General features: G+C 41.1%; 10 protein-coding genes. 2 read left to right on the top strand and 8 right to left on the bottom strand.

Annotation, left to right across the window (positions count from 1 at the left end):
- Window positions 1-7 precede the first annotated feature (7 nt).
- The 7 genes from ACQ2HE_RS14530 to ACQ2HE_RS14500 form a co-directional block, all read right to left on the bottom strand.
- Window positions 8-1,198 carry a TlpA family protein disulfide reductase gene (locus tag ACQ2HE_RS14530; RefSeq protein WP_430900179.1) on the bottom strand — a complete coding sequence of 397 codons (1,191 nt, stop codon included), beginning with the start codon at window positions 1,196-1,198 and terminating at the stop codon, window positions 8-10.
- On the bottom strand, window positions 1,198-2,670 hold the full coding sequence (gatB, locus tag ACQ2HE_RS14525; RefSeq protein WP_430900181.1) for an Asp-tRNA(Asn)/Glu-tRNA(Gln) amidotransferase subunit GatB: 1,473 nt from the start codon (window positions 2,668-2,670) through the stop codon (window positions 1,198-1,200). The genes ACQ2HE_RS14530 and gatB overlap by 1 nt, the downstream gene beginning before the upstream one ends.
- Before the next feature lie 121 nt (window positions 2,671-2,791).
- Complete coding sequence (locus tag ACQ2HE_RS14520; protein ID WP_430900183.1) at window positions 2,792-3,904, bottom strand: PDZ domain-containing protein; 1,113 nt, start codon at window positions 3,902-3,904, stop codon at window positions 2,792-2,794.
- A gap of 145 nt (window positions 3,905-4,049) precedes the next feature.
- Window positions 4,050-4,583: a hypothetical protein gene (locus ACQ2HE_RS14515; RefSeq protein ID WP_430900185.1), complete on the bottom strand. Its 534-nt coding sequence runs from the start codon at window positions 4,581-4,583 to the stop codon at window positions 4,050-4,052.
- A 19-nt stretch (window positions 4,584-4,602) separates the two neighbouring features.
- Complete coding sequence (locus tag ACQ2HE_RS14510) at window positions 4,603-6,081, bottom strand: RagB/SusD family nutrient uptake outer membrane protein (protein ID WP_430900187.1); 1,479 nt, start codon at window positions 6,079-6,081, stop codon at window positions 4,603-4,605.
- A 67-nt stretch (window positions 6,082-6,148) separates the two neighbouring features.
- A complete protein-coding gene (locus tag ACQ2HE_RS14505; protein ID WP_430900189.1) occupies window positions 6,149-9,214 on the bottom strand; it encodes a SusC/RagA family TonB-linked outer membrane protein in 3,066 nt (1,021 codons plus the stop codon).
- 226 nt (window positions 9,215-9,440) lie between these two features.
- Complete coding sequence (locus ACQ2HE_RS14500; protein WP_430900191.1) at window positions 9,441-11,765, bottom strand: efflux RND transporter permease subunit; 2,325 nt, start codon at window positions 11,763-11,765, stop codon at window positions 9,441-9,443.
- Between the two features lie 91 nt (window positions 11,766-11,856).
- Here ACQ2HE_RS14500 and porZ point away from each other — a divergent pair, with 91 nt between their 5' ends.
- Window positions 11,857-14,142 (top strand): type IX secretion system anionic LPS delivery protein PorZ, encoded by a 2,286-nt coding sequence (gene porZ, locus ACQ2HE_RS14495; protein ID WP_430900193.1) that lies wholly within the window; start codon window positions 11,857-11,859, stop codon window positions 14,140-14,142.
- Window positions 14,142-14,888, top strand: a complete 747-nt coding sequence (gene recO / locus ACQ2HE_RS14490) for a DNA repair protein RecO (RefSeq protein WP_430900195.1) — start codon at window positions 14,142-14,144, stop codon at window positions 14,886-14,888. The genes porZ and recO overlap by 1 nt, the downstream gene beginning before the upstream one ends.
- On the opposite strand, the gene ACQ2HE_RS14485 is transcribed toward recO, so the two are convergent.
- Window positions 14,872-16,032: an amidohydrolase family protein gene (locus ACQ2HE_RS14485; RefSeq protein WP_430900197.1), complete on the bottom strand. Its 1,161-nt coding sequence runs from the start codon at window positions 16,030-16,032 to the stop codon at window positions 14,872-14,874. The genes recO and ACQ2HE_RS14485 overlap by 17 nt on opposite strands.
- Window positions 16,033-16,047 lie beyond the last annotated feature (15 nt).

Here is a 16,047-nt window from a genome sequence, read left to right as displayed (position 1 = left end):
CCTTTTTTTATTTCAATACCTCTTGAAGTTTTTTCGTTAGCTCCTCTCCTCTTAACCCTTCTCCAATAACAGTTCCATCAGGAGCAATCAACACGTTGAACGGTATCCCTTCGAATTTAAAAGCTGCAACAGCAGCACTGTTCCAGTAAGCAAGATCACTGATCTGAGTCCAATTCAAATGATCTTTTTGAATGGCTCCAATCCAATCTTCTTTTGTTTTATCGAGCGATACTCCGAGGATCGTAAAGTTCTTGTCTTTAAACTGTTGGTAGGCAGCCACAACATTCGGGTTCTCTTCTCTGCAAGGACCACACCAACTCGCCCAAAAATCAACCAACACAAATTTGCCTTTGAAGCTGGAAACAGAGATATTCTTTCCATTCACATCGGGTAAACTTAGCTCAGGCGCTTTCTTACCAACCCAACTATTAGCCTTTCTTCGAGCCTCCATTTCAGCATTCGCCTTTTTGAACTTATCGTATTCTTGCTTGATACTTGCCAGAGAAACATCCGTAGGATATTTCGCGAGCGATTTATTCAACAATTCATCGTATTCTGTTGAACTCAACGATTGTGCGGCTCTGGCCAAAGCGAATGAAACAACCGGTCCTGCAACGGCTTGATCTATAAATTTCTTATAATAATTATTTAAGCCATCAATCAATTTGTTTTTTTCAGTAGTGGCAACAATTACGAGACTATCAGTAGCACTCAACTTTTTTAAACTGTCAATATAATAGTAGGCTTTATTGATCTTGGTGCTTCTATTGCTGTATTCAAAAACAAAATCATGTAATTGTTGACTGGCGGGAGAGCCTTTCACTGAGTAGAATTGGTTCCGATCGGTGAAGTCTGTTTCTACTTGCAAACTGTTCACATCATTTACTAATGGAATAACGGGTCCGCCACCTGCTACCATAATATCATAGATTCCCTGATATTTCGTAATTGCTGATAATTTAAAATCGGGTTTGCTCAGGCTTACCACTACTGAGTCGAGTTGTACAGGAGCAGCATCGGCCCCAATTGGGAGCTCCATGAGCAAAAGAGTGATCTGATCATTTTTTACCAAAGCAGGGTACTCAGCTTTGAACTTCGCAAGATTTTTCACAGTACCCGTCACTTCAAAACTTTGTTTCTCAGATCTGTTGCAACTCATCAACAATAGAAACATACCTACAAATAAAAGAATACGCATTATTGTAATTTTTTCAATAAAATATCATTGGTAACTTTTGGATCTGCTTTGCCTTTCGAAAGTTTCTTCACTTCGCCAACAAACAAGCCAATGAGGCCTTTCTTCCCTTTTTTAAATTCCGCAACTTTATCAGGCATGGCATTCAAAACAGATTCCACCCATTGTTCAATACTGTCTTCATTCGAGTCTTGAATCAATTGCAATTGTTTTGCCAATTCCAAAGGCTCTGTGTGTGGCGCTTCCAATAGTCCCTGAAACAGTTTGGAAGAAGCAGATGAAAAATTAAGCAAACCTTGTTCAATCAATACAATAACACCGGCAATTGCCTTTGGTGAAATGCTCACTTGCGATGCTTCGATACCCGCGTCGTTCAAATAGCTTTTGATGGGACCCATCATCCAGTTAGATGCTTGCTTATATCTTAATTGTAATTGATCGGAGGATCCGCCTTCCAATTCGCGAATGATGGATTCAAAATATTCGCTAAATGCCTTATCGTCGGCCAATACGCGTGCATCGTATTCGGGCAATCCCATTTCACTCACATAACGCATCACTTTCGCTTCCGGTAATTCGGGCATTTGTGATTTTATTTCTTCCAGAAGCGTATCGGTTACTACAAATGGTGTGAGATCGGGATCAGGAAAATATCGGTAGTCATTCGCTTCTTCTTTGGTTCGAAGGGCGAAGGTTGTTCCGTTATTGGCATCGAAACTTCTGGTTTGTTGAATAATGGGTTCGCCGGCTTCAACCAAGTTCACCAGTCGCTTGAATTCATATTCAATAGCACGCTTTACGTTTCGAATAGAGTTGAGGTTCTTTACTTCCACTTTTGTTCCAAGCTTACTGTCTCCTTTTTTACGAATAGAAATATTTGCGTCGCATCGCATGCTTCCTTCCTCCATGTTTCCATCGCAAACACCTAAATAGCGAACAATTTTTCGCACTTCCGTAAGATAAGCATAGGCATCATCGGCACTGTGAATACAAGGCTCGGTTACCATTTCAATAAGAGCTACACCTGCTCGGTTTAAGTCTACACAGGTATAATCAGGATCAATATCATGAGAGCTTTTACCGGCATCTTCTTCAATATGAATTCGGTTGAGTTCAACATTGATGTTTCCCTCACCCGATTTGATGGCAACATATCCACCCACACAAATGGGAGTGGTATGTTGAGAAATCTGATATCCTTTGGGTAGATCCGGATAGAAATAATTCTTCCGAGCGAAATAGTTCAGCTCAGTAATAGCACAATGACAGGCAAGCCCCATTTTGATGGCCGCACGTACCGCTTCCTTGTTCAACATAGGCAAGGTTCCCGGATGAGCCATTGTAATTGGAGAAATATGCGTATTGGGCGCTGCACCAAAACTGGAGCTATCGCCACAAAAAAGTTTAGAAGCCGTAAGTAATTGGGCATGGACTTCGAGTCCAACCACTAGTTCATAAGAATCGAATGCGTTCATTGTTGCAAAAATACCTCTAAAAAACATACGGAACTAACCCTTGCTCCGATCCCTAAAAAGTGAAACCCCCACCAAACTAACAAAGGTGAGGGTTTTCATGGCTATACTTGCTAGCGTACAGTTACAAGTTCGCTGTTTTCAAGCGTTTAGGTGTTTTAATCTCTATAGTTTGAGCCTTACCATCTCTCTTCAATTGTACTTTTACAGAGGGTTTTTCGGCACTTTTTCTAGCCGCTTCAGCTAATTCATCGGCGTTTTTAATGGCTGTGCCATCAAAATCGGTAATGATATCACCTTGTTTGATTCCGGCTTTGGCTGCAGGAGACTCGGGATTCACTTCCAGCACTTTCACGCCATCACCTTCTTCTAAATCTTGAGCTTTGATTCCCAGTTTTGGTCGGCGAAGGTCTAACAGTAAGTTTTGACCACGCATACCATTTCTACTATCAAATTCAAATTCGCGCATTCCATCTTCAAATTCTCTCATATCAGGCATTGCGGGCATTTGAGGTGTTCTATAAACTTGGCCACGGGGACCGGTAAAATTATAAGAGCGAGCAATGGCAATTGACTTGTTCTTACCCAATTTTGCTTTTGCTTCAGCAGCCTTCCCGTCTCTTTTGTAAGAAATGGTCACTTCATCTTCCGGCTTAAACTTACCGATAGCAGCCGCAAGGTCTTCCTGATTTTCAATAGGAATGTCGTTTACTTTACTGATGATATCGCCTGTTTTCAAACCTGCTTTTTCAGCAGCGCTGTTTTCTGATACAGTGATGATTTTTGCGCCTCCTTCCGTAGGCTCACTTGAAACACCTAAAAAGGCTTTGTTTCCAGTTGCCTGTAGATTTGCGAGTCCTTCTTCATCGGCCAAATCGAACTCGAAAAACTCTCCCGGACCATCTTCAGAACGAAAACGTGGGCTGGCAGGTCCTCCCATTACAATTCTCGGAGCAGTGTGCTTTCGAATGATTACATCCACGTCTTTTAATTCATCAAGTGGTTTTCCATTAACCGTAACTTTCTCCCCCTCTACAATAATGGTGTATTTCTGATCGTCTTTTCCTTTCTTGCGAATAATGATCTCTTGTTCTTCTTTTTTCTTTTCGCCCTCTTCTTTCGCTTTCTTCTTTTCAATCACCTTTTTTTCAACTTCTTCCTTGGTTTGAGCAAGGGTTGGAGTAGCTGCTGCTAGAAGAAATGCAGCGCATCCAATGGCTATAACTTGTTTCTTCATATATCTACGTTTTTTTTCGTAGATCAAATATAGCACTCTTGCTGAAATACGAAAATATTCGGAGATCTTTTTTTGTTAAAATTCTCCCAACAAAAAATCCCGCCTCAAAGAGGCGGGATTATGATAAATCAAGGACTGCTCCTTATTAGTTCTGAGCGATTTGGATACCCAAACGCTTGTAGTTTTCACTTGGAAGAACGGTACCGTTACCTTCCAATTCAATTACAAAAGCTCTCGGAGTAGTGCTAGAAACACCCGGATTGATCACGGTAATTTCAACTTCACCGAAGCTTTTGTTAGCAGGAATTGTTACGTTTCCTGTAATTGAATAATGCGTACCGGCATCAGCTTGAGCCGCAGTAGTTGGAATGGTTGCACCACTTACTGCTTTAAACTTGATCACTTGATCAGTGCTTTGCTGAGCTCCTACCAAGTTTACACGAAACTTAATAGTACCAGACGTACGAGTAATTGATGGATTTGCAGTAGTAACCGCGGCACCATATGTTGGGACACGTGTTAACATGGGATATGCTTGACCAGTTAACGGTGTGTTGAGTACTGTAGCGTCGAACTCAACGTACAGTTTATCTTTGAAAACCACCCCTTCATTCTTAATACAAGAAGTGAAAAAGAACGATAGAGCGATTACAAACAGATATAAATGATTTCTTTTCATACTAATCTTGTTTTAAGAATTAATAACCGGGATTCTGTTTCATGTTAGGGTTACCATCGATATCACGTTGTGGAATACCGGGAAGGATACGAGTATCAGTGAAAGGAATGGTTGCAGGAGATTTTACTACATCCAAACCGTTACGCTTCAAGTCGAACCATCTGTGACCTTCGAAAGCGAACTCCAACATACGTTGACGCATGATTTCGTTGAACAAAGCAGCACCCGTTAAAGTAACAGCAGTTAAACCACGGTTTGTGATAACTGAGTTAAGATCTGCTAATGCAAGTGCTTCGTCGCCGGCGCCAGCACGCTTATAATAAGCTTCCGCACGGTTCAACAACAGTTCTGGGAAACGAATCACAGGAACGTTATCGAGGTTAGGGAAACCACTTTTTCCGAAGAACTTAGTACACTCGATGAAACGTGTACCGCGACCTGCAGTACCCCACTCATACAAGTTTGCACGAACGTCGGCTCCACGGCTGATATTAGGGAAACCAGTAGTACCCACACCAACTTGTCCTAAGAAGAAGTTGTTTGGAACCAAGTCACCGAAACCACCCGTTGAACTGGTATTTCCAAGTGTGTTCAAAGTAGTGTAGCTAGTTTGCAATGATACGTTCACACCCAAGTTTTCGTTTTGGATATTGAATCGTACTTCGTAAATGCTTTCAGGATTGCGCAAAGCTCTCCATCCGGCAAGATAGTTTGCACTGCTCGACAATGCTGCACCAACCCCTGCTGCTTGAGCAATGGCTGTAGTTGCTTCTGTTACGGCTCTAGAATAATCGCCATAATACAATGCAACACGGCTAAATAAAGCATGAGCGGAAGCTTTTGTCGCATAATAAACACCTCTTGTGTTGCCCAACTTAGTAGTAGCAACAGTTAAGTCGGCATAAATTGACTCATATACTTCTTTCGTGCTGTTACGAGCCGGTCTGTAATCTAAGGCAGTAGTACCATCTCTGAAAGCTTTCAAAGCCAGTACAATGTTTCCTCTATAGTTAGCACCGATCACAGCAGTAGTGTCGTAAGCATAGCTACGAGCAAGGTCATGATGCAACAAAGCTCTCACGAACTTCATTTCACCTTCCCACTGATCTTTCTGGGCAGTAGTTGCGTCTGCGATATTTGGCAATGCTTCCAAAATCAAGTTGATTTCATTCAACAAGGCATAAGCGGTACCCCAAGATGCGATGTGAGAACCTTGTGTGTTTCTGTTTTCAGGTTGTAAACGACCTGATTTACCGGTAGCAGTAGTAAGATCCGCCAAAGCGTCTGTTACCGCCAGGTAATCACGTCCATATAATAATTGGTTACGCAAACCACCGTAAACAGAGTTTACAGCCGCATTCACGTTACCTGCACTTGTTAATGCAGATTCAAAGCTGATGGATTGTCTGGGATCTACAGTCAATTTTTTGTTACAAGCTGTAACTAAAACTGCTCCAAGTACCAGTACAATCGATAATTTTCTCGTTATCTTTTTCATTTGTTCTGTTTTATTAGTTGAAAGAAGCTAACTCACTTTTCTTTTCACGCATCTTTCAAATTAAAAATTAAAGACCTAACTGAATACCAAAGGTGAAGTTTTTAGATTGAGGAACGATACCTGTAGCAGTACCACCGAATTCCACATCATATCCGGGGAAATCGCTGTATGTCCACAAGTTTACTCCTTGAATGTAGAACTTACCATTTGTGATTTTCAAACGCTTCGTAATTGATGAAGGCAAATTGTATCCGAGTGTCAATTGTTTCAAACGGATGTAGTCGGCTTTCAAAATTGTACGGCTACCGGTGAAGTTACCTGAAGCACGTGTTTCAGCGTTACCATTGATTGGTCTTGGAACACTTGTTAAATCACCAGGCTTAGTCCAACGAGCATCGTATACACTTTGCAAAGCGTTGAATGCACGTCCGCCAATTTCACTTAAGAAATTGTACTGACCATCGGTGATCTGACGACCGTATTCGTAGTTGAAGAACACTTCCAATTCAAAGTTTTTATACTCGAAATTGTTGCTGAAACCACCGAAATAATCGTTCAAAGTATTACCTAAGAACTGACGATCAGCAGCCAAAGCAGTGTAAGTTAAGTTACCTGCCAAGTCGTACCACATTGGGCGACCGGTTGCAGGGTTAACACCCGCATATTTGTTGGTAAAGAATGAACCCAAGCTCTTACCAATTTTGATTGAAGGATCAGAAGGTAAAGAAGTTAAGGTATCATACAAACCGGTTACACGGTTGTCATTATAAGAAATGTTGAAGCTGGTAGTCCATTTGAAGGCACCATCCAAAACTTTATAACGGAAGGCGAATTCAACCCCTTGGTTTTGAACAGAACCTGTGTTACGAGTAATTGAAGAGAAACCGGTTGTAGTGTAAATAGGTACACTCAACAACAAGTCTTTGTTTTCTCTTCTGTAGAAATCCAAGCTACCGGTTAAGCGGTTATTGAAGAATCCGAAATCGATACCGAAGTTCGTTTCAGTACGACGCTCCCATTTCAAATCAGGGTTTGCCAACTGCGTTGGTCCAATACCTGCACTACCATTATATGTACGAGTAGCACCGTATAAACCTCTGCTTAAGAAGTTACCGATTTGGTCGTTACCTGTTTGACCGTAAGACACACGCACTTTCAAATCAGAAATTGCTTTCGCTTTTTCCATGAATCGCTCAGAAGCAAGATTCCAACCGGCACTGATCGCTGGGAAAATAGCGTATAAATTGTTAGCACCGAAACGTGAAGAACCATCACGACGTACAGTCAATGACAACAAGTATTTCTTGTCGTAATCGTAGTTCACTTTAGCGAACTGAGAGAAAGTTGCAGAACCAGTCCAGAAACCAGTTACGCTTTCAGGAGTTGCTGACGCATCCAATGTACGGAACTGACTGGTTGGGAAACCGATACCTGTTGCAGCAATCTGTTCGTTGATATCTTTTCTATATTCGATACCGGCAATAGCATTGAAGTTGTGAACATCGTTGAATGTTTTTACATAGTTCAATGTATGAGTGGTAAGGAAGTTGGTGTTCCAGTTGCTCACTTCAGTTAAACGACCTACCACTGCGAAACCATCATTGGTACGAGGGTCGGTGTAACGTGTAGCTTGAACCAAACGGTAATCTAAGCCATAAGTACCCTTATAACGAAGACCTTTTGCAATTTCATAAGTAGTAGACAAGCTACCTACCATTTGATTGGTACGCTGACGTGAAGTGTTGTATTTTACTACACCAATTACGTTCTGGTTCAACAAACCATTTACAGCATTTGGCGGTAAGCCATAGAAGGTACCGTCTGCATTGTAAATTGGGTTATGAGGAAGGATCAAAGAAGCAGAGAAGGCAGGGTTACCCAAGAATGAACCATCTTGAGCAAATGGACCTGTTTGCAAAATCGTACTCAAACTGATTTGCGCTTCAATTGATAATTTCTTATTGATTTTATGACCGATGTTGGTTAATAAGGTTCCTCTTTCAAAGTCGGCAGGCAATACAATCGCATCTTGCTTAGTATAACCACCACTCAAGTAGAAGCTTGTTTTCTCTGAACCAGCAGAAATACTTACTTCAGCGTTCTTGATCTGACCTTGACGGAAAGCTTGTCTTTGCCAATCATAAGTAGGCAAAGTATCAATTTGACCTTTTGTTAATAAAGGATTCAATCCCATATCACTCAATGTACGTTGAACAGAAGTGATAGGGTTACCGCTAATGGTACCTAAACTAGCACTTGGTGTGTTTACATCAGCCAAGTTCAAAGCATTGGTGTATGCTTCTGCGCGAGCTTGAATGTATTCCTGTGTGTTTAAGATATCCAAATATTTCAATGGACTTGTAGTACCAAAGTATCCATTAACAGTGATGTTTGTTTTACCACCTTTACCTTTTTTGGTAGTGATAATTACAACCCCGTTACCGGCACGCGCACCATAGATAGAAGCCGCGGCAGCGTCTTTCAAAATCTCGATGCTCTCAATGTCGTTAGGATTCAAATAAGCCAATGGGTTGGTTTGTGTGAAGGTTTGACCCAAGCTCACAGTACCGGAGTTTACTTGTACTCCATCTACGATGTACAAAGGATCGTTACCCGCAGCAATTGAACCTACCCCACGAATACGAACGTTTACCGCACCACCGGGCAAACCGTTGTTGGAACGAATGTCTACACCGGCTGCACGACCTTGGATCGCACGGTCAAAGCTCTGCATCGGAAGGTTGCGGATTTCTTCACCACCTACACGTGCAATGGCTGCAGTTACCTCACGCTTTTTCAAGGTTTGATAACCCACTACCACTACTTCAGTCAGGTTTTTGTCTTCTGACTGCAAAGTAACGTCTACACTTGTGCGGTTAGAAACGTTAATCTCTTGCTCAACCAAACCTACGGCTGAGATCACTAACGCTTTAGTACTTGCAGGAACTGTGATGGTGAATGTACCATCTGTTTTTGTTGTTGTACCAACACTGGTACCTTTTACAACGATCGACGCATTCGGTACTGGCGCACCACTAGCATCTTTCACCTTACCGGAGATCGTCTTACTTTGTGCCACTACTTGTGCAGCAAAGAAGAGAACCCCTGCAAGGAGCAGGAGGAATTTTCTCATGTGAAACAGTTTTTGTTTGATAAAACAATGGATTCCGTCTAAATGTTCAGACGGACATTAAAAGACAGCGAATTTATTCCAACGGCTGCTTTCTTGAACTGAAAAACACCTTAGAATTTGATTAAAATCACACCATTCATCATATTATTGATTCAACTCAAGCATCACAATTGTTAATAAATTGCAAATGAATAAATAATGGATATTAATATTTTTAATATCTTATTTATGTTTTCGGGAATTTTTTCACAAACACCAATAAGAGGGCTGGCAAAAGGATTAAATTGGTCAAAGTGGCTAAAACTAAGGTGAGCGAAGTGAGCCAACCGAGGGCCTTTGTACCACCGAATTCACTGAAAACGAAGATGATAAACCCGGCTATCAAAACCAAAGAAGTATAGATAATGCTGATCCCTGTTTTGTGAATGGTATCGATCACCACTTTCTCGGGATTCGCGCCCGATTTCAATTCCTGCTTATAATTCACTAAAAAGCGAATCGTAATATCAATTGCAATTCCTAGCGCTACAGAAAAAACCAACACCGTAGAGGGTTTGATAGCCACTCCTACCCATCCCATTACACCGGCCGTAATTACCAGCGGAATAATATTCGGAATCAATGAGCAAATTAGAATCTTAAACGATCTAAAAAGATACAACATACACACTGCTATTAAGGCAAAAGCCCAAACTACACTTTCTTTTAATCCGTTGATAATGAATGTACTACCTTCCAAAAAGGTAACAGATGTTCCCGTGAATTCAACATGATACTTGCTGGAATCAAACAAGCTCCCCGTAACTGCACTTACAGTATCAATGATCTCTGGGAGTCTCTTGCTACCCACATCCGCCATATTTACGCTCACTCGAATCTGTTGCTTGTTACTATCTATAAAGGAACGCAACAACTTGTTCAAACTCTCGCCCGACTTCTCTCCTTCCTTCGGCGTTAAATATTGCGCCAAGAACGCAATATCAAAGGAAGACGGCAATCCATACGCACTGCTGTCGCCATCATAATAGGCTTGACGAACAAACTTGAGTCCCTCTACCAACGACAATGGTCGAGCCATTTCAGGCCTATTCGAAATGAAAGCCGAAAGCGAATCGATTTTAGATAACAACACCAATGTGTTTTTCCGAAAGCCATTTTTTTGCTTGGTATCAATCACAATTTCTAAAGGCATCACACCTTTAAAATTCTTTTCGAAGAACTTCAAATCTGTGTAAACTTTATCAGTTTTTGGCAAATCGTCTACAATAAATCCTTGTGACTGCAATTGTAAAATTCCTGCTACCGCTCCAATCAAAAACAAAGCACTCATTCCATAAATAAGTTTCTGATGATGCAAGCTCCAAAGTTCCAATCGATCCAAGAACTTCAACATCCACTTGTTATCGAGGTATTGCATGTGTCGCTTCTTAGGATTTGGAAGCACACTCAATGTAACGGGAATGAGTATCAGAGAAATGAAGAACAGTGCCATAATATTGATGCCCGCAACCGCTCCAAACTCTTTCAGCAATGCACTTCTCGTTAATGCAAATACTGCAAATCCAATAGCAGCAGCAATATTGCAAAACAAGGTTACAATACCCATTCGTCTCACCATCTCTACCAAAGCGTGATTTTTATCTCCGGTATCGCGGTAGCTGGTATGATATTTATTCAAAAAATAGATGCAATTGGGCACCCCAATTACAACCACCAAAGGTGGGATCAATGCAGTTAAAAGGGAGATCTTATAACCAAACAAATGAAGCGTTCCTAAACTCCATACCACTCCAATAATTACAACAGCCAATGAAAGACCTGTAGCACTAAAGCTTCTAAAAAAGATAAAAAGAATCAATGCACTCAACAAAATTGAACCCACCAAAAAATACCGCATCTCTTTGGCAATTTTATCGGCCACAATGGTTCTGATCAAAGGAAGACCACTATAGTGCAATTCTATATTGTGTGTTTTCTCAAACTTAGCCGCAATTTCCAGGACGGAAGCAACCACTCCGGTTCTTGCTTTGGAGTTGATGATCTTTTTATCCAACCGAACCCCCATTAAGTAAGCATTGGTTTCCGGATTGTACAACAAGGTCTTATAAAAAGGAAGACTATAAAAAACAGCAGCGGCGCTATCCAATTGTATTTGTGTAATTTTTCCTTTTCCAAAAATTGGAGTAGAGAGGAGTTTTTCTGCAGCAGTGTCTTTATACAATTGAACAGTGCCCGGAATGGCGAGGATATCTTCTACCGCAGGGACCTTCTTTAGCTCTTCAATCAACTTCACATAATCATTGAAAAAGCCTTCTTCAAAGAATTTATTCGTTTGCACACCAATTACCATCAAGCCCGCATCTTCACCAAATTTTTGACGAAAGTTTTGATACGCAATATACTTGGGATTGTCGGTGGGAATCGCCCGCGTAAATTCATAACTCAATTCCACTTTCGAAGCATGGTAACCCATAAAAGCGGTTACAGCCAACAAGATGGTCAATAAGACCCATCTGAATTTCAAAATGAAACGGCCTAGAGATGCCCACATATGTTATTGGATGTTTTAGGTGTACAAAGAAACTCATTTTAGCTCGCTTACTCAACTTAAATTTTCGTTACAAAGTGGCTACCTTTGAAGCATGCGCTGTAAAGCACCCTTTTTGTGGACTTTGCTCCTTTTCGTGCTCCATTCTTCCTATGGTCAAGTACCGGCCCTAAACGAATGGCGTCTGCATCTTCCTTGGAATGAAACTACGGTGCTTCAAACCAATGATCAATCCGTCTGGTGCGCTACCCCTTATGGCATTTTCGAATACAATGCTACAAGTGGAGAATACACACAGCTCACCAAACAAAACCGACTCTCAGAAACCGGAATCGAAACCTTCCAATTGATTCCATCTTCCAATAATCTAGTAGTGGCTTATAATAACGGACTTATAGATGTGCTAACTGAAAATGAAACCACTTCTCTTACCAGCTTCCGAGATCTTAATACGCTGTCAAGTAAACAGATCTATGAAATTTTCAATACCGCGAACACATCCTATATTTCAACCGGACTGGGCATCTTAGTTATTGACCTAAACAAACAAGAATTTAAAGGAAACTATTCAATTGGAGATAATGGCGGGCCTGTTCAAGTATTCAGTACCGTTATCTACAACAACAGTATATATGCTGCTACCTCGGAGGGTTTAAAGAAAGCTGCACTAAACGGTGTAAATCTTGCCGATTATCGCAATTGGTCGCTCGATGCCGGCCTCCCAAACAATTCGAGCCCCGTTACAAAACTGAGCGTTGTAAATAATCAACTTATTGCACTACGAAAAGACAGTTTGTTTAGTTTTAGTTCAAACTGGCAATTCTTATATGCCGATGGCTGGGCTGTTACAAATATGCGCACTAGCAACAATCAACTATTTCTTATTGAACGTTTAGGTTCCAATGCAAGAGTTGCTCAACTTTCAACATCCGGTTCCCTAGTAAATGCTATTCAAAATTCGCTGATCCAGTTCCCCAACGATGTACTTTCGTTAAACAACACCATTTATATTGCTGATCGAAGAAAAGGAATGGGATTGTTTGCCAATAGCGGTTTCTCTTCACTGATTCCGAATGGACCTATCGGAAAAAATACCGGTCAACATTTCGCTACCAATAACGGGCTTTGGGCTGCCTCAAGATCAAATTGGGAACCTAGTTCCGGCAATTCAAATGGACTGAGTCTTTTAACAGAAACAGGATGGACAAGTTTCTCTTCTTTTAATAATTCCTTACCCGATTCATTAGGCAACGTGTTGGTTACAATAACCGACGAAACAAAAGATATTGTTTGGGCCGGTTCCGATCAGAGAGGCCTTCTTCGGAAAGAAGGGAATACTTGGTCGGTTTATGCGCTGAATTCACTCATTGGCAGTTCAAGCATTTCGCCTCAGCGATACATAGTGAGCGGGCTGGGCCTCGATTCAAAAAACAATCTTTGGATCGCCAACAGTCAAGCCGGCAATCCCTTGAAGGTGGTGAAACCTGATGGCAGCAGTAAATCCTTCTCCATTCCATTCCCAGTTTCCAATAATAGTCTTGCGCAAATTTTGGTAGACGATTACGATCATATTTGGATTTGTAGTGGAGAGAATCAAGGAATTTTTGTATTCAATTACGGTGCTGATATCAACAATACCGCTGATGACCAATGGAAATGGATTCGTTCAGTTAGTCAAGCAGGAAACTTGCCTTCCCCGGCTATTCGTTCGATCACTAAAGATAGAAACGGCTTTGTATGGGTAGGCACCACTAATGGGGCCGCAGTATTTCAATGCGTGAACGATCTTTTTGCAAGCAATAAAATTTGTGACGCCATTTGGCCTATAGTGAAGCAGGGAAACTTTGCCGGCTATCTTTTAGCGAATGAGGCGGTATATAGTATTGCCACAGATGGAGCCAATAGAAAATGGATGGGTACTAACAATGGAGTGTTTTTAGTTAATGAAGAAGGTGAGGAAACATTGCAACAATTTAACAAGAGCAATAGCCTGCTTTTGTCAGACACAGTTTACTCTATTGCAATAGCAAAAGCAACCGGAGAAGTATTTTTTGGAACATCAAATGGGATGGCCTCCTATCGGTCAACCGCAACCGATCCAACAGTTGAAAAAGGCAAGGTGCTTGTATTTCCGAATCCGGTACCACCGGACTATACCGGATTGATCGGCATTAAAGGACTTCCGGAAAATGCAACTGTAAAAATTACGGAGTTGAACGGCAGATTGATTTATGAAACAAAAGCATTGGGTGGACAGGCCACTTGGAACGGACGCGATTTGAAAGGCAGGAATATCAATTCGGGCGTGTATTTGGTGATTGTAAAAGAACCTATATCCGCAGAAAAAGCAGTTTCCAAAATTGTATTTATCGGGAAATAATGAGTGGAGAAGTATTACATAGAACGAAAGGGATTGTATTAAAATCGGTTGCTTACGGCGATACGAGTTTGATTGTAACGGTATTCACGGAGTTATTTGGAACGCAGTCGTACTTGATGCAAGGTGTGCGCACCAGCAAACAGAAAGGCACTAATAAAGCAAGTTATTTTCAGATCGGAAGCATGTTGGAATTAGTGGTATACCACAAAGAATTCAAAAACCTTCAACGCGTTAAAGAATATCGATGGAGCTATTTGTACAAGAATATCTTCTTCGATGTAATTAAAAATTGTGTAGCGCAGTATATGGTTGAACTTTTGCAAAAACTCTTAAAGCAACCCGAACCCAATCCCGAACTGTTTTATTTTATAGAAGACGCATTCATCCATTTAGATGAGGCAGATTCTACAACATTAGCGAACTACCCTATTTTCTTTGCCACGCACTTGCCGTTCTTTTTTGGATTTCGTATCAATGATAGTTATACTCAATTACGCTGTGTTTTGGATTTGAAAGAAGGTTCTTTCGAAACTGAGATCCCCCATCACCCTTCCTATATTACAGAACCCTACAGTAATTTAATTTCTCAATTCTTAAAAGTTCAGCATCCGAAAGAACTGGAAGAATTAAAAATGAATGTAGAAAAGAGAAGAATGCTTTTAGCGGCATTGGAAGAATTCTATCAACACCACTTGCATGAATTTGGCACTTTGAAAAGCTTGAGCGTACTCAAGCAATTACTCTGAGCAAGGAAAAATCCTCGGCAATCAAATTCACACCGGGTTTCCGGTTCTTTTTAAATGCACCGAATTGCTCATCTAATTTTAAAGCTTGGGCACCATTGCTAGTAGCAGCTTCTACTAAATACTCGGAAGGAAGATTTGGATACATTTCCTTGAGCTTTTGCAGTTCCTTTCGAATCGACAAGTGATGATTGGAAGCCAAGCTATCCGTTCCAATTGTAATAGGTATGGCGGCGTTTCTAAGCAAGTTGATATCGGGAACTTGATTACCGATGAATTCATTGGCATTGGGGCAAAGGCAACAGTAACGAGGACCTTGAGAATGGTGACTCTTCAATTCATCGATATCTTCTTTGGTAATCGTTCCATTGTGTACTAAAATCAGGGGTTCGTTGGTGAAAAAAGGAAGGGAATATTGGAGAGAGGAACGGCCTGTTCCTTTGAAAAAATCAACGTCAACTTTTAGAAATTCAAACAGTCCTTTAAAATCGCCTACTCCATTTTTGATCCACTCTTCTTCCGCACTGCTTTCTTGAGAATGCATGGTTTGAATCGGATGTGCGTTTGTTTGCTGAATCATTTTAAACAATTCGGCCGAAACAGAATAGGGTGCATGTGGTACCAGAGATACCCGTTCTTCACTAAGACCTGCTGCTATGAATTGTTGTAATACTTCTAAACCAGCCTCGTAGCGTGATTTGGCACCGGCGGGCACAAATCCACTGATTTCAATAAAATTATGGAAAACGATACCTGCATTAGACTTTACAGAAGCAGAAACACTAGTATTGCAGATGTCACCAACAGCCACAATTCCCTCAGCCTTCAATTCAACAATAGCCGCATTCATGGCATTGATTTGTTCATCAACTGAGGCGGCCCTTTTGGTCATTACATCTTTTATGAAACCAACCATCCCTGTTTTTTGGGGAAGCTTCCCTTTTAAATGGCTTAATTCTAAATGACAATGGGTATTGATGAATCCCGGACAAAGAATTCCCTCCAAAACAGGAATTACCGTTTCTTCAGGTTGAAGGTCCTCCACACCAAGAACGACTCCCTCACTATTAAGAATCAACACTTTCTCGGAACCATACCAGTTCAAACCGTCAAATAACTTCTGTGCACGATACTTTCTATATTCCATATGAAGGGGGAATGA

The organism is Endoryza foliicola (genome assembly GCF_050589245.1).
In the GTDB taxonomy this organism is placed as follows: Bacteria; Bacteroidota; Bacteroidia; order Chitinophagales; family Chitinophagaceae; genus Endoryza; species Endoryza foliicola.
Note: the sequence above shows the minus strand (reverse complement) of the source record. Positions and strands in the feature narration are given on the sequence as shown.